This is a genomic window from Stenotrophomonas maltophilia (assembly GCF_013464915.1).
Lineage (GTDB): Bacteria > Pseudomonadota > Gammaproteobacteria > Xanthomonadales > Xanthomonadaceae > Stenotrophomonas > Stenotrophomonas maltophilia_AT.
The window spans coordinates 114,733-130,344 of sequence record NZ_RAVT01000005.1; the positions used below are offsets into that span (position 1 = coordinate 114,733).

13 protein-coding genes are annotated in these 15,612 nt (G+C 68.3%); 2 read left to right on the forward strand and 11 right to left on the reverse strand.

Annotation, left to right across the window (positions count from 1 at the left end; translation table 11 throughout):
* Positions 1–106: 106 nt before the first annotated feature.
* From D7T59_RS01935 to D7T59_RS01965, 7 genes are all read right to left on the reverse strand, one after another.
* The gene (locus D7T59_RS01935; RefSeq protein ID WP_180851135.1) at positions 107–1,756 is read right to left on the reverse strand and encodes an MFS transporter; all 1,650 of its coding nucleotides are present in this window, start codon (positions 1,754–1,756) and stop codon (positions 107–109) included.
* Positions 1,750–3,033, reverse strand: a complete 1,284-nt coding sequence (locus D7T59_RS01940) for an alginate export family protein (protein WP_180851136.1) — start codon at positions 3,031–3,033, stop codon at positions 1,750–1,752. The genes D7T59_RS01935 and D7T59_RS01940 overlap by 7 nt, the downstream gene beginning before the upstream one ends.
* Entirely contained in the window at positions 3,012–4,859 is a 1,848-nt protein-coding gene (locus D7T59_RS01945; RefSeq protein ID WP_180851161.1) for an amidohydrolase, read from the reverse strand. The genes D7T59_RS01940 and D7T59_RS01945 overlap by 22 nt, the downstream gene beginning before the upstream one ends.
* A 119-nt stretch (positions 4,860–4,978) precedes the next feature.
* Positions 4,979–5,404, reverse strand: a complete 426-nt coding sequence (locus D7T59_RS01950) for a DoxX family protein (protein ID WP_180851137.1) — start codon at positions 5,402–5,404, stop codon at positions 4,979–4,981.
* 2 nt (positions 5,405–5,406) lie between these two features.
* Complete coding sequence (locus D7T59_RS01955; protein ID WP_180851138.1) at positions 5,407–6,063, reverse strand: hydrolase; 657 nt, start codon at positions 6,061–6,063, stop codon at positions 5,407–5,409.
* Complete coding sequence (locus D7T59_RS01960) at positions 6,060–6,503, reverse strand: helix-turn-helix transcriptional regulator (protein WP_180851139.1); 444 nt, start codon at positions 6,501–6,503, stop codon at positions 6,060–6,062. The genes D7T59_RS01955 and D7T59_RS01960 overlap by 4 nt, the downstream gene beginning before the upstream one ends.
* A 50-nt stretch (positions 6,504–6,553) precedes the next feature.
* Entirely contained in the window at positions 6,554–6,886 is a 333-nt protein-coding gene (locus D7T59_RS01965) for a hypothetical protein (RefSeq protein WP_180851140.1), read from the reverse strand.
* 96 nt (positions 6,887–6,982) lie between these two features.
* Here D7T59_RS01965 and D7T59_RS01970 point away from each other — a divergent pair, with 96 nt between their 5' ends.
* A complete protein-coding gene (locus D7T59_RS01970) occupies positions 6,983–10,012 on the forward strand; it encodes a sensor histidine kinase (RefSeq protein ID WP_180851141.1) in 3,030 nt (1,009 codons plus the stop codon).
* Positions 10,005–10,658, forward strand: a complete 654-nt coding sequence (locus tag D7T59_RS01975; RefSeq protein WP_180851142.1) for a response regulator — start codon at positions 10,005–10,007, stop codon at positions 10,656–10,658. Before D7T59_RS01970 ends, D7T59_RS01975 begins: the two co-directional genes overlap by 8 nt.
* 107 nt (positions 10,659–10,765) lie before the next feature.
* On the opposite strand, the gene D7T59_RS01980 is transcribed toward D7T59_RS01975, so the two are convergent.
* The 4 genes from D7T59_RS01980 to D7T59_RS01995 form a co-directional block, all read right to left on the reverse strand.
* The gene (locus D7T59_RS01980; protein ID WP_180851143.1) at positions 10,766–12,082 is read right to left on the reverse strand and encodes an acyl-CoA thioesterase/bile acid-CoA:amino acid N-acyltransferase family protein; all 1,317 of its coding nucleotides are present in this window, start codon (positions 12,080–12,082) and stop codon (positions 10,766–10,768) included.
* Between the two features lie 107 nt (positions 12,083–12,189).
* Positions 12,190–12,912 carry a LytR/AlgR family response regulator transcription factor gene (locus tag D7T59_RS01985; protein WP_164136496.1) on the reverse strand — a complete coding sequence of 241 codons (723 nt, stop codon included), beginning with the start codon at positions 12,910–12,912 and terminating at the stop codon, positions 12,190–12,192.
* Entirely contained in the window at positions 12,909–13,964 is a 1,056-nt protein-coding gene (locus D7T59_RS01990; protein WP_258012930.1) for a sensor histidine kinase, read from the reverse strand. The genes D7T59_RS01985 and D7T59_RS01990 overlap by 4 nt, the downstream gene beginning before the upstream one ends.
* Before the next feature lie 155 nt (positions 13,965–14,119).
* Positions 14,120–15,577, reverse strand: a complete 1,458-nt coding sequence (locus D7T59_RS01995; RefSeq protein ID WP_180851145.1) for an amidohydrolase family protein — start codon at positions 15,575–15,577, stop codon at positions 14,120–14,122.
* Positions 15,578–15,612 lie beyond the last annotated feature (35 nt).

The window sequence follows — 15,612 nt, forward strand, 5'->3', positions numbered from 1 at the left end:
GCCACCCAGCGCCGCCGCCGTGGTAGAGCCGGCCGCKGGCCGGCTGCGCAGGATCGGGATGGATTGATCGGGCAGCCGGCCKGCGGCCGGCTCTACCTCCGGCAGGTCAGATATCGCTGTGGTGGTGCGGGACCCCCGTCCTGGGCAGCGGATCGTGGCCACCCACGAAGTGACGCACCACCGGCGCACGCTCGCCGCGATGCAGCCCACGCAGCACTTCCTGGATCGCCTTGTCGTCGGCGGTGATGCGTTCGTGCTGGCGCAGGTGCTCCAGCCACGAGGGGGTCACGAAATACTCGAGGTGGATGCCCGGGCTGGCCACATCCTCGACCACGCCCCAGACCACGGCACCATCGCGACGACGGATCGTTCCCAACGTGCGCATCTGTGCCTGGAACGCGGCACGATCTGCATCGTCGATGCGGTACTCGATGGTGACCAGCACCGGACCTCGATCGTTTGACACCGGCACCGACAGCTCCGGTGCCGGCCAGTGCCCGGCCGGGCGCAGATTCAGGTCTTCGGTACCGGCGATGCGTACGCGCCACACCAGCAGCCCACCCATCACCGCACCTGCGGCGGCCACCAGCAATGCCAGCTCCGGCGAGGTACGCTGTGCCAGCGCGCCCCAGCTCAGGCCACCGGCCGCCATGCCGGCCGAGAACACCATGATGTACAGCGCCAGCGCCCGCGCGCGTACCCATGCCGGAACTGCCGTCTGCGCGGCAATCTGCAGCGACGACAGCACGGTGATCCAGGCAAAACCGTTGATCAGCATCACCAATGGCAGCACGTACCAGCTTCGGGTCAGCGCCAGCCCGACCAGGCTCAGCGCCAGCGACAGCGTGGCCAGCAGCACCAGCAGGTCGCGGTCCATCTGCGCGCGCAGCTTCGGCAGCAGCAACGCACCGCCCACTGCACCGATACCGATGCAGCCGAGCAGCATGCCGTACTGCCCCGCCCCACCCTGCATCTGTCCGCGCACCACCACCGGCAGCAGCGCGTTCATCGCGGCGGCAAAGAAGAAGAAACCCACCGACTTGATCAGTACCGCCTGCAGCCGTCCAGCGCGGCTGGCGTAGCGCAGGCCCGCCTTCAAGCCGGCACCGAAACCTTCGGGCGGCAGGCTGGACTGCTTGGGATCACGCTTCCAGCCCCACACCACGAACAGCATCGCGGCGAAGGTGATGGCATTGAAGCCGAATGCCCATACCGCACCCAGCTGCGCCACGATCACGCCACCAATGGCCGGGCCGATCGAGCGCGCGATATTGATGCCGATCGAGTTCAGTGCCACCGCCGAGGCCAGCATCGGCTGCGGCACCAGCTCGGACACGATCGCCGCCTGCGCCGGCATCGCCATTGCCGCACCGCAGCCCATGCAGAAGGTCAACAGCACCAGCAGCTGCGGGGTCAGAAGGTCCATCGCCGTCAGTGCGGCCATCACTGCCGCCACCAGCAGCATCCACCCCTGGGTCGCCAACAGGTATTTCCGGCGATCGACAATGTCGGCCAGCGTGCCTGCCGCCAGTGCCAACAGCACGATCGGCACCGTGGTGGCCGACTGCACCAGCGCCACCATCAGCGGCGAACCGGTGCGTTCGGCCATGACCCAGGCGGCGGCCACATCATTGACCCAGGTGCCGATGTTGCTGGCCAGGATCGCCAGCCAGATCGAACGGAACATCTGGATCTTCAGCGGGGACCAGGCCCCCGCGGCCTGTGCAGGGGGTTGCGACGTGCTTGCGTTCACCATTGCCATGCTCCAACGATCGAGGCGAACAACGTGTCCTGGCCACCGGCCTGCTTCAGTGCAGGCCCGGCATCGACCCAGGCCAGCTGCAGCTGCCATTGCCAGTGTTCGCTGGCCTGCCAGCGGGTTTCGGATTTGTACTGGGTGCCGATGCGGCGCGCCCCGCCGGCGCTGCCCGGCAATGCCACCAGCGGTGCCGGCGTGGTGTAGACCGCATCAGCGCGACGATGCTTCCAGGCCATCTGTACGCCCAGCTCCGTCGTCACCGCGTCGTGCAGGCGCAGTGCCAGCGTAGGCTGCACGTCCATCAGGTTGGCTGGCGCCAGCAGGCTGGCCTCGCTGAAGTAGGCCGATTTCGGGAACAGCGCGTTGAAAGTGCCCAATCGCCCATCGTGCCGGTCGCCATCGCCGCTGGCGACGTCGGCCTTCAGCCCCAGGCGCGGTTGCAGCGGCACATCGCTCCAGCGCCAGCCGGTATCGGTAGCCAGCGTCCAGGCGCGGATGTCGAGGTTGCCGGTAGCGGTGCGCAGTTCACCGCCCTGCACCACCAGCTCGCTGTTCCAGTCCAGCGAACCCGCCTGGCCGAACCAGCGCGCGCCGAGTGTCTGCCGCCGCTCGTTGCCGGAGCCGGCGGCGAAACGCGCGCCGTCGCGGCGATAGTCCAGCAGGTACAGATCCCATTGCCCGGGCCAGCGGCCGCGCGCTGTGGTGGCATAGGCCCCCCACAGATGCGCCCCGGACTCACCGCGATCATCGAACGCCCCCGGCCGGTTCTCAACCGGTCGCAAGGCCATCAGGTCAAGCGTGCCGAGCCGTCCCTTCCAGCCTGCCCGTGCCCCATCGAAGGCCAACCGGATGTTCGGGCCATCGCGAACCGACAGCAACCGTGAGCTTCCATAGCCGGCTTCCTGCCGCCCCAGCTGCATGTGGAAACCGCCGCGTTGCCAACGCCAGTACGCCTGCTGCACGTCCAGCGCACTGCGGTCGGTCCGGCCTGGGCCGCCCGCCCTGCCCTTTTCGCCGTGCACACCCAGCTGCACTTTCGCCCGCCAGTCATCGCGGGCATACGTGGCCGACGCCAACGCACGCAGCAGACCATAGCCATCCTCGCTGCCGTCGATGCCGAACCGGGTCGGGTCGTAGTACATCCCGCGCACGCGCAGCGACGCGTCCCACTGCAGCTGGCCGTCACCCACGTCACTGCAGCGGCCACTGTCACAGGCCAGCGCCAGCGAGGGCGTGGCCAGCAACGCCAGGCTCAGAACGCGAAGCACGAGCATCCCATCGCGCCCCAGAACGCGGTCAGGTCATTGGTCGGCGCCGCGTGCTGCGCGGCATGCCCATGCGCGCCGTGGGTACTGCAGGCCACGCCGTGATGGTGGCGATGCGCAGCTGCCAACCCGGTGGCGGCGCCCCCGACATGGTAGCCACCGAACCTGTTGACCGGCGACCAGTCGGGCATTGCCGGCGGCAGCTGCGGCGCCAGGCCTGCGTAGTCGCCGTCGGCATGCACGATGCGGCCACCGACCACGGTCAGCACGCTGGTGATGTCGGCGATCTGCGCGTCGTCGACGCGGAAGAAATCGGCCGAGAGCAGGATGAAGTCGGCCAGCTGGCCGGCTTTCAGGGTGCCCTTCACGGCTTCGTCGCCGGAGAACCAGGCGCTGCCCTGGGTCCACAGGCGCAGCGCCTGCTCGCGTTCAAGCAGGTTTTCCTCGCCATACAGGGCCAGACCACCGACGGTGCGCCCGGTCACCAGCCAGGACAGCGCCACCCATGGGTTGTAGCTGGCCACGCGGGTGGCATCGGTGCCCGCGCCCACCGGTACGCCCTCGGCCAGCATGCGCTTGACCGGCGGCGTGTGCCGCGCGGCCTGCACGCCGTAGCGCTCGACGAAGGCTTCACCCTGGTAGGCCATGCGGTGCTGCACGGCGATGCCGCCACCCAGCGCACGGATGCGCTCGATGTTCCGCGGGGTAATGGTCTCGGCGTGGTCGATGAACCAGTGCAGGCCATCGAACGGCACCTCACGGTTGACCTGTTCGTATACATCCAGGATGCGGGTGATGCTCTCGTCGTAGGTGGCGTGGATGCGGAACGGCCAGCGCTTCTCGACCAGCAGCCTGACCACGTCGTGCAGCTGCGGCTCCAGTTCCGGTGGCAGCTCCGGTCGCGGCTCGTTGAACAGCTCGAAATCGGCTGCCGAGAACACCAGCATTTCCCCGGCACCATTGTGGCGCAGCAGGTCATCGCCCTGCCGCGGCTGCAGGATCTCGCTCCAGCCCCGGAAGTCGTCCACTTCCTTGCCCTTGTTCTGGGTGAACAGGTTGTAGGCGATGCGCACCGTCAGCTGGTCATCGCGATGCAGCTGCTCGATGACCTGGTAATCCTCGGGATAGTTCTGGAAACCACCGCCGGCATCGATCACCGAAGTGATGCCGAGCCGGTTCAGTTCACGCATGAAATGGCGCGTCGAGTTGGCCTGGTACTCGATCGGCAGGCGCGGGCCCTTGGCCAGCGTCGCGTACAGGATCAGCGCATTGGGCTTGGCCAGCAGCAGCCCGGTCGGGTTGCCGAGCGAGTCACGCACGATCTGCCCACCCGGCGGATCCGGCGTGTCCTTGGTGTAGCCACAGGCGCGCAACGCGGCACGGTTGAGCAGCGCGCGGTCGTACAGGTGCAGCAGGAATACCGGCGTATCCGGCGCGATGTCATTGAGTTCCTGCAGGGTCGGCAGGCGCTTTTCATTGAATTGCGTAGCAGCGAAGCCACCGACCACGCGCACCCACTGCGGTGCGGGCGTGCGGTCGACCTGGGCCTTCAGCATCGCCATCGCATCGGCGAGCGAGCGCAGGCCATCCCAGCGCAGTTCCAGATTGTAGTTCAGGCCGCCACGGATCAGATGAGTATGGCTGTCGTTGAGGCCGGGCAGCAGGCGCCGGCCCTGTGCGTCGATCAGGGTCGCTTCATTGCCCCACTCGCGCATGATCTCCGCGTCGCTGCCAACGGCGACGATGCGCCCTTCCTGCACGGCCAGCGCCTGCGCGTGCGGCTGCTGACGATCAAGGGTGGTGATGCGGGCATTGCGGATGACCAGCGTGCTCATGCGACGCTCCTTGGAAGTGGAATCGAGTGCGGCACCGGCACGGCCGGCCAGGCCCAGCGCCACCGCGGCGCCGCCGGCCAGCACCACGTTGCGGCGGCCGTGGTCGAGTGGATCGTGACTCATGCGAGATCTCCCGGAAGGCGTTGGCCGTCCAGTGCCCAGGCGCCGGGCCCGGCCAGCGCGAGGGCCAGCAGTACCGTGGTCCACATCAACGGGTACTCGCTGCCGCCGCGCATCCAGAACCAGCCCTTGGGCAGGGCCAACAGTACGGTGAAGCCGATGAAGGCCGCTGCCGCAAGCGCGGCGATGCGGGTCTGCCAACCGATCAGCACAGCCAGGCCGGACGCTACCTGTGCCAACGCCAGCAGCAGCGGCAACGGCGCTGCCGACGGCAACCCGAAGCCGCGCAGTTCGGTGGCGAAACCGGACAGCCCGGGACCGCCGAACCAGCCGAACAGCTTGCCCAGCGCGTGTGGCAGCAGGAATCCTCCGGCGGCCACGCGCAGCATCAGCAGGGCCAGGTCGAGGCCATGGCCAGCCAGCATGCTCAGTGCCCGCCTTCCTGCGCGCCGAACATGCGCTTGGCGTACTGGATGCCGATGCCGTAGCCACCGGCGTGATCGCGCGCGATGCCGGTGGTCAGATCGTAGGTCTCACCGCGTGCCCAGTCGCGCTGCAGCTCCAGCAGGTACTGCACGCTGGTCATCGGTACCGCGCCGGCCTGCACCATGCGGGTGATCGCACGCTCGTGTGCTTCCTCGCTGACATCACCGCAGGCATCGGTGATCACATGGACCTCGAAGCCCTGCGCCAGTGCCGACAGGGCCGGGCCGACGATGCAGACGCTGGTCCACAGCCCGGCCATCACCAACCGACGCTTGCCGATACGGTTGATTTCGTCGATCACCAGCGGGTCCTCCCAGGTATTCATCGAGGTGCGATCGAACACCGGCTGGCCCGGGAAGATCGCCGGCAGCTCCGGGAACATCGGGCCGGAGAACGAGGCTTCCGCCACCGTGGTCAGCAGCACCGGCACGTTGAAGCCCTTGGCGCCCTTGCCGATCAGGGACACGTTGTTGCGCAGCGCGGAGATGTCGATGGTGTGGGTAGCAAACGCCATCTGCGACTGGAAGTCGATCAGCACCAGCGCATGGTCGGTCGGCGACAGCAGGGACGGGGCGGGCGTGGCGGTGGCAAGGTTCATGCGTGGACTCCGTTGGAATCAAGGTCTGGTGGAAGCAGGAGGGCGGCATCGCCGGCCAGGTACTGGCCGGGACTGCAGCCCGTCTCTGCGCGGAAGCTGCGGACGAAATGGCTCTGGTCAAAGAAGCCGAGCTGCTGCGCCAGGCAGGACATCGGCAGATGCTGGGCCGACAACAGCTGGCGCGCGCGTTCGATACGGCGGCGGCGTACATAGCGCAGCGGGCTGGCGCCGGTACCGCTGCGGAACAGGCGCACCAGATGGAAGCGGCTGACGCAGGCGACGGCCGCCAGTTCGGTCACCCGCAGCGGCTGTGACAGGTGTTCGTCGACATAGCGCAATGCACGCTGCAATGCGGCGACCTGCTGCGGTGCCAGCGACGCAGCGGGGGATTCCTGTGCAGTAACAGTGGCCATCGAGGACGCCGCGAGGGGGTGGCCCATGGTGCAGGGCCCCTGCGCGATGCCCTACCCCCGTCGGTCGAGGCCAGCACCTACCCGAATGGGGGAGGCCGGCGGCCGATCACGCGGCGACCGAACAGCCGTGCGTCCAGCGAATAGGCGCCTGGCCCCAGCGCCAGCAGGGCCAGAGGCAGCAGCGCCAGTGGCCACGGCCCGGGCAGCGTGGACAGACCTGCGGCCGCCATCACTGCCGCCAGTGGAGTCAGCACACCAAGTGCGAGCATCGCCATAGCCAGCAGGCACAAGGCCGACAACCAGCCCCCTGTCATGCCGGGCGCGCAAAGTGCGGCCGCAATGCACAGCCGCAACCAGAGCAGACCGACGCCCGGGCCACGGTCGGGAAACATCACGAACAGGCGCTGCATGGCCGGGCTCCACGGGGCATGCCGGCGTGATACCGGATGGGGCCGCGTGCCGCCTACCCCGTTCGGGTCACCCTGGCCTGCCCCGCACCTGCCAGAATGCGCACCATGCGTGGCCGCCCCTTCCCGTTCCTGCGTCGCCTGCCGGCGCTGCTGACGTGCCTGCTGTTGATGACCGCCCTGCCCGCGCTCGCCGTGCAGCATCCCGCGCTGAGCAGCGGACTGCCCGGCTACGAGCACACCGCATGGCGGGTCGGCCAGGGTGCGCCGGGCGATATCTGGGACATTGCGCAGGACCGTGATGGCCTGCTGTGGCTGGCGACCGGTTCGGGCCTGTACCGCTTCGACGGCCGCCGTTTTGAACGCCAGGCGCCACCACCGGGCAGCAGCTTCCCGTCCACCAACATGGTCACCCTGGCGGTCGGGCGCGATGATGCAATGTGGATCGGCTACTTCCAGGCCGGCATCAGCCAACTCGCACGCGGCCAACTGCACAACTACGGTCGGCAACAGGGCGTACCGGTCGGCGTGGTGCCGCACTTCAGCCAGGACCGCGAGGGCCGCCTCTGGGCAGCGATCAATGGTGGGCTGCGCTGGTTCGATGGCCGGCGCTGGCAACCCCCACCGGCCTCTGCCGGGCTGCCGGAACACCGCGTGCAATGGGTGTTGCATGACAGCCGTGGCACGTTCTGGGTACTGGCCGATCTGAAGATATGGATGCGCGGACCGCACCAGGCGGCCTTCATCGATACCGGCATCGCCGTCTCCCAGATGGCAACACTGGTGGAGAACCCGCAGGGCGAGGTGTGGCTGGCCGACCGCGTGCGTGGCGCCTCGCCACTGGCAAACGCACACGGGCTGCTGGCCGAGCCCGAACGTGAGGCGCGGCGCCTGCCCGACCTGGTTGCTGCCCGCATGCAGTTCACCGCCGATGGCGCGCTGTGGGCGACGATGAGCCCGCATGGAGGCGTCGCCCGTGTCACGTTCGACGGCACCCGCGCCGTGCGCATGGAGCGCTTCGATTCACCGCACGGCCTGACTGCCACCTCGGCGGTGCCGATCATCGCCGACCGCGAAGGCAACCTCTGGGTAGGCACCAATCTTGGCCTCAACCGCTTCCGCGCGCGCAGCGTGCATACCCTGGCGGTCGGCCCCAGTGATCCGTACCGCTCGCTGGTGCGCACCCCTGACGGACGGGTGTACGGCTACGGTGAAGACCTCAGGCCCTACGACCTGCGGCGCTCCCTGCTGGAAGGCAGCGCCGCACAGCTGCAGGCCGCGGCGCGGCAGGCACCTGCACCGATCTGGCAGTTCGATTGGGTCAATCTGGCGCGCACCGTCGAAGGCCGCACCACGCTGATTCCGCTGCCCGCACCGTTCACCGGGCAGCCCCTGCACGCCCTGCTGTTCCCCGACCAGACGCAGGCCTGGGTATGTACGGGCGAACGCGGTGTGCTGCATTACCGGGACGACCACTGGCAGCGCGCGAGTCGCCTGCCCGAGCAGGCCTGCTCCTCGCTGGCGCTGGACGCCCATGGCCAGCTGCTGCTCGGCTACGCCGATGGTCGCGTGCGCCGGATGGGCACGACGGCCATCGATACCTTCGGCGCAGCGCAGGGCCTTTCTGTAGGGCCGGTAACCGCCCTGCTGCAGCATCAGGACCTGCTGCTGGTAGCCGGCGAAGCCGGACTCGCCGCTCGCATCGGCGAGGGGCCCTTCGTTGCGGTGCGCACCGACATGGCCGGCGTCCTCGAAGGCATCACCGGCATGGTGGCCGATGCGGGCGGGCATCTGTGGCTCAATGGCAGCCGTGGCCTGGTGCGGCTTGAGAGCAGCCTGCTGCGCCGAGCACTGCAGTCAGGGCAGCAGGTGACGCCCCGCCTGTTCGATGCGGTGGACGGCATGCCCGGCATCGCCCTGCAGAGCGGGCCGATCGCTACCGCCGCGCTGGCCGACGACGGTCTTCTGTGGCTGGCCACCAACCAGGGCCTGGCCTGGCTGGACACCACGCGTTCGCATGTCAACACGCTGGCGCCCAGCGTTCGCATCGGTGACGTGCTGCATGGCAGCGAACAGCAACCACTGCGGGACGGCCTGCGCCTGCCGGCCGGCACCAGCCAGCTGCAGATCGACTACGTGGCCCTTTCACTGGCCCGTCCCGAGCGCAACCGCTATCGCTATCGCTTGTCCGGCGTCGATGACGGCTGGCAGGACGCAGGCAGCAGCACCCGCGCCTATTACACCAATCTGGCGCCGGGAAGCTATCGCTTCGACGTGGAAGCCGCCAATGAGGACGGCATCTGGAGCTCGGTCCCGGCCAGCCGCAGCTTCCGCATCGCGCCCACCTTCTTCCAGACCGTGTGGTTCAAGCTGCTGTGCGTGGCCGCCGTGCTGGCGCTGCTCGTACTGGCCGTGCGCATCCGCAGTGGCCAGCTCGCCGCGCTGTTCCGCGCCCGCCTGCAGGAGCGCAATGGCGAACGTGAACGCATTGCGCGCGACCTGCACGACACCCTGCTGCAGGGCAGCCAGGGCCTGATCCTGCGCCTGCATGCAATCAGCCAGTCCGCGCAGACGCCAGAAGCAGTGCGCGGCCAGCTGGAATCGGCGATGCAGCTGGCCGAGCGCAATCTGGCCGAGGGCCGCGAACGCGTCAACGCATTGCGCGACGGCCCTTTCGCCGGTCGCGACCTGGCTTCGGCATTGGCCGATGTGCATGCCGAGTACGCGGGGCACGGCACCAATCCACTGCGTCTTACCGTGGAAGGCGCAACGCCACCACTGCAGGCCGATGCCGCGGAGGAAGTGTTCCTGATTGGTCGCGAGGCCATCCGCAACGCATTGCGCCACGCCAATGCCAGTGCCATTGAGGTGGAACTGTCCTACGGCACGCGCTGCTTCCTGCTGCACGTACGGGATGACGGTGTCGGCATTGCCGATGAAGACGCTGGACACGGCCATTGGGGACTGCAGGGGATGCGTGAGCGCGCACAGCGGCTCGGGGCCGAGCTGCAGTTGTGGACCCGCCCCGGACTGGGTACCGAAGTAGCGCTGGCGGTTCCCGCACGGCGCCTGTATCACCGCCGCGCGCCACGCTGGCGATGGCCCTGGAGCAGACCCGAGCATGACTGAATTCCCTTCCCCGATCGGCGTACTGGTGGTCGACGACCATCCCCTGCTGCGCGACGGGCTGGCGGCATTGCTGGGCGCGCAGGCCGATCTGCGCCTGCTTGGCGAGGCCGCCGACGGCGAGGAGGCCATCGCGCGTTACCAGCAGCTGCAGCCGGACGTGGTGCTGATGGACCTGCAGATGCCGCGCCTGGATGGTGTGGAGGCGATCGTACGGATCCGTGCACTGGACCCGCGCGCGCGCATCATCGTGCTGACCACCTACCGCGGCGATGTGCGCGCGGTGCGGGCCCTGCAGGCGGGTGCCAGCGCTTATCTGCTGAAGGACATGCTGCGCCACGAACTGGTCGACACCATCCGCATGGTGGCCGGTGGCCGGCGTGCGCCGATTCCACCCGCGGTGGCCGCCAGCATCGCCGCGCATGTGATCGAAGACCGCCTGTCACCGCGCGAGACCGAGGTACTGCGGCACGTGGCAGGCGGACTGTCGAACAAACGCATCGGCGAGCGCATGCAGATTTCCGAACAGACCGTGAAGGCGCACATGAAGAGCCTGATGGACAAGCTCGGCGTCGGCGACCGAACGCATGCGGTCACCCAGGCACTGCGGCGCGGCATCATCAGCCTGGATGACAGCGGGCTGGATTGACGCGCGGATCCCGGTGGTCCACCCGGTCGGATCCGTTCTTCTTCGCAGAACGGATCTGCCCCCTCGGTAGAGTGGCGCCGTGCGTGGATGAAGCCGGCCAAGCATCGTCACAATGCCTCGGCCAGGAACGCCAGCACCGCCGGCCCCACCTCGCGATCAGCGCGTGCGTGTCCTTCAGGTGTTCCACCCACCTGCAGATACGGGCCGACATCGTGGCGATGGGTGGTCGGCTGCAGGATGGGCGTGATCAGGTGTCCCGCATCGCCGTAGTACAGGAAGCGATCGCGTTCACCCCGCCCCGACAGTGCAAGCCTGCGCTGGGCCACCGCCAGCATCACCCCGGAATCGCCAAGGCGGTCGTCGCCTCCCCCCACCCACAACGTGCGCGCAGCGATCCTTTCGATCGGCAGCATGGCGTGCTCCAACGCCGGCTGCCACTGCGGACCGGGCCGCCCCCAGTCCACATCTTCCCGGTACGGCAGCCAGGGCAACGGCATGCCGTTCCAGCTCAATGGCGAGCGGTCTACGGCGCGGAAGTCTGCAGGGGCGACATCACGGGCAATGCCGCGGAATGGTGCCGGCGTACCAACCCATGACACTGCAGCACGCAGTTGTGGCATATGCACGGCGGTCGCCATGGTTACGATGCCGCCCCATGAGCCGCCCATCAGCCCGACCCGCTGAGGGTCCACCCGCGGCTGCTGCTGCAGCCAGAGCACTGCATCACGCACGGTCTCCAACGGCACCTCGATCAGGTCCTTCGGCACACCGGGCCCCCGGTACCACGCCACCGACAGCGCAACGTAGCCATGGCTGGCCAACCATGCGGCGTAGGCATCACCGCCGTCGAATCCGCCTTCGGCCCCTCCCAGCGCCACCAGTGCAGGGCCACGCGTTCCAGGCGCCCTTTCCACCGGCAGATACAGGTGCGCCTCGCGACCGCCAACCTCCACCCGTTGCACCTGCACGCCGGGCAGCATCAGGTGGCGTTGCAGGGTACGGCGTGCCACCACGCTGCCGGCGCGTTCCACTTCCAGTTCGAACGACTGCGGCCGGAAGCCCAGGCCATCGGCACTGCGCTGCCACTGCAAGGGCAGCGCGGTGGCCCGCCCGTCCTGTGGCTGCATCGACCAGATCAGGCCAGCAGCGTCGATGCCGCGATAGCTGCCCCGTTCCGATCCGCTGCGTGCGGTGTCGACGATGCCCTTCGGATCGGCACGCAGCAGGGCCTGCGACTGCCAGCGCTGGCCACGGCTGTCCTGCAGGGACAACCGCAACTGCACCGGCTCGGCGGCCGCCAGGCCCTCGACCGTGATCGAAGGAACGAGGTCGGCGCGCCCCTGGTGATCCTGGACTTCAACGCGCACCTCGGCCATCGCCGGCAGCGCCAATACCCCCAGCAACCAGCCCCAACAATTGCGCATGCCCTGCTCCCGCCTGGAAAACCGCAGGGTGCCGCAGCACTGTCCCAGGCGGCGCACGCCGTGCTGCCGATGGCATGAGCCGTGCCAGCGCTGGCACCGGTCGTGATTCAGGCCCGTGCCGCCAGCGCCGCCTCCAAGGTGGATCGATAGCTTCGGCTGACCGGCACGCATGCGCCGCCGGCCAGTTCAAGCAACGCATCGCCGTTGTGACGTTCGATCAGTGACTGCACGCGCAGCGGATTGACCATCACCGAGCGATGCACGCGCAGCAGACCGCCATCGGCCAACCGATCGGCCAGCTGCGCCAGCGATTCGCGCAGGAGATGCAGCTGTGTTCCCACGTGCACGCATGCATAGTGACCGGCCATGTCGATGTAATCGATCTGCGCCAGCGGCAGGTACTGCACACCACCTGCTCCCGGCACCGCCAGCGTCCTTGCGCGGTCCGCCCCAGGCCCGACCAACCCGGCCAGCCGGCGCACCCGCCCGATCGCCTCCTGCAGCCGGGGCAGTGCCACCGGCTTGAGCAGGTAGTCGGCCACACCCAGCTCGAAGGCACGCAACGCATGCTGCGGCAGCGCAGTCACGAAGAGGGTGTGCGCAGCCAATGCCGGCTGCTGCGCCGGCAGCTCCCAGCCGCGTCCATCCGGCAGCACCAGATCCAGCAGCAGCAGGTCGAAGCGCCGCCCCTGCAGGTGCTGGCGTGCCTCGGCCAGGCTGGCCGCCTCGGCGTCGACCCGCACTTCCGGGATGCCCGCCATCAGCGCACGCAGGCGATCACGTGCCAGCGCTACATCGTCCACCAGCAGCACGCTCAATGGGCGCGTCACGCGGCGCGCTCCGGCAGACGCACGCGGGCGCGATAGAACGCCCCTTCGTGCCCACTCTGCAACCGCCCTCCCGCCGCCGCCAGGCGACGCTGCAGGGTCACCAGGCCAGTGCCAAGGCCGCCTCCGCGTGAAGGCCGCAAGCAGGGATTGCACACGGTCACATCCAGTCCGCCACCGCCCACTTCAGCCTGAAGATCAATCCGCAAGCGCCCATCACCGGGTTGCCAGCCGCTGTGTACCACCGCATTTTCGATCAGCGGTTGCAGCAGCAGGCCCGGCACCTGCCACGCCAGCGCTTCAGCACTGGCCTGCAGGTGCAGATGCAGGGCTTCGTCGTGCAGCAGCGAGTGCAGCGCGACATGATCCTGCGCCGCTGCCAGCTCGTCGGCCAGGGCGCGCTGCGCCGGGCATTGCAGGGTATCGCGCAACAGCGACGACAACTGCACCAGCGCGCTGTCCGCTACCATCGGCCGCTGCAACGCCAGTCCACCGATGGCATTGAGTGCGTTGAACAGGAAGTGGTGCTGCAGATGCTGGCGCAGCGCTACCTCGCGCGCCAGCTGGAGGGCCTGCGACTGTGCCTTCAGCCGCTGCAGCCACGACAGTCCGTGGCCGACGCCCGCCACAGCGATGAATGTCGGCAACGCGAACAATGCCGTAATGCCGATCGCGCGTGCCGCGTGGCGCAGCGAGGTCGGTGGTTGCGGTTGCCACAGTTGCAGCAGCAGGTGCCCCAGGCCCCAGCCCAACGCGGTCAGCAGCGGGGTCAGCAGCAGGCACAGCAGCAACCACGCGACCAGGTGCCTGCGTCCGGGAAGCGGCCAGCGCGTGCAGGCCGCCCACAACAACGGCGTCGCCAGCATCCATGGCAGTTCGGCGCCCAGAATGAACAACGCCGCCGGAAGCACACCACCGGGTTGCTGGCTCAGATGCACCGCCGGCACTGCAGTTGCGATCAACAGACCCCACAGGCCCAGCATCACCCAGTGCGGTCGTGGCAGGGACAGCCCCGCTTCGGGGGCGGGCAGCAGGCAGGCGGGGGCAACGGACATGTGTGGCGTCGAACAGGAACCGGACACCATGCTAGGTGTCCGGCACCCATCCTTACCGTGCCGGAAGCAAGGGGATCATCCACGCATGGCGTGGATCCGTGCTGACCAGCTGTCGGTAGATCCACGCCATGCGTGGATTCCGTCCAACCCCGCAATCAGTCAGCTTTCGCCGCCTCTGCATTCCACGCCGCGACCTTGGCCTTGGTATCAGCCAGCATCCTGTCCAGCGCGGCACGGTCATACACGTTGCCGCGCAGGATCACGCTGTCGATCTTTTCAGTGGCCGCGATGTCCTGCAGCGGGTTGGCGGCCAGCAGCACCAGATCGGCGGCCTTGCCCTGCGCGACACCACCATAGCGGTCCATCTGGCCGAACCAGGCCGGTCCGGAACGGGTTGCCGCCGACAATGCCTGCGGCGCGCTCAGCCCCTCCTTCACGAACAACTGCAGTTCCTGGTGCAGCGCGATGCCCGGGAAGTTGAACGAATTGAGGAAGCCCGCATCGGTGCCGGCAATGATCGTCACACCCGCTTCCTGCAGCAGCGGCAGCACCGCCGCCACCTGGTGGTACTGCGCGTGTCGCGCCTCGATCTGTGCCGGCGTCGCCTTCGCTGCACGGTCCACGCGCCACTGGTAGGTCGCGCGCAGGCCCGGACCGATGTAGGCCAGGTACGGATCGTTGGCATGGTCGTCCTGGTCAAGGAAATCCAGGATGCGGCCACCGTTGAGGGTCGGAGTCACGAACACACCGCGCCTGGCGAAATCACGGTAGGCGTGCATCGCGGTACCACGGTCGAAGCTGGCATCGAGGCGGCGGTTGGCTTCGGCGCGGTCGATGCGGCCGGCACCGAAGTCGGCGGCGATCTGCGCCTCGTCCTTGCTGCCGGCCTTGAACGCGTAGTCCAGATGCTCGATCGAGGCCAGGCCGGCATCGACCGCCTGCTCCACGGTCAGCGCCATCGGAATATGGCCCGAGGCCTTGAAGCCCGCCTTGCGCGCCGCGCTGGCCGAGTACAGGAACAGCTCCGGCTTCAGCGTGCTGTCGGTGATCTTCACGAAATCGACCTTGTCGTGCTGCAGGCGGGTGATGGCCTTGTCGACGTCGGCCTCGCTGCCCACCTCGATCGTCCCCTTCCAGACCGGCTTGATGCCTTCGATCTTCGCACCCGAACTGAGCAGGCGCGGGCCGAACAACGTGCCCTTGGCGATCTCGCCGCGCCACTGCAGCACCTGTTCGGGCAGGTCGCCGGAACAGTCGCGCACGGTGGTGATGCCGTGCGCGATGTACAGCGGCAGCAGCGCCTTGTTCTCCTCGATCAGCGCCGGGCCGCCGCCGAAGTGCACGTGCATGTCCCACAGACCGGGGATCAGGTACTTGCCCTTGGCGTCGATCTGGCGGGCAGCACTCCACTGGCTGCGCAGCTGCGCGTCCGGGCCGACCGCGACGATGTCCTCGCCACGGATCACCACACTCTGCCCAGCCAGGGTGCTGGCGTGCTCGACATCGACCACGGTGGCGTTGCGGATCAACAGGTCAGCACGCTCGGCGGCGGAAGCCGGCAGCGGTGCCACCGCAAGAAGGATGGCAAGGGACAACGGACGGGAACGGAACATGGACAGCATCCTGGTGGGCACGACCAGCGTGCGGG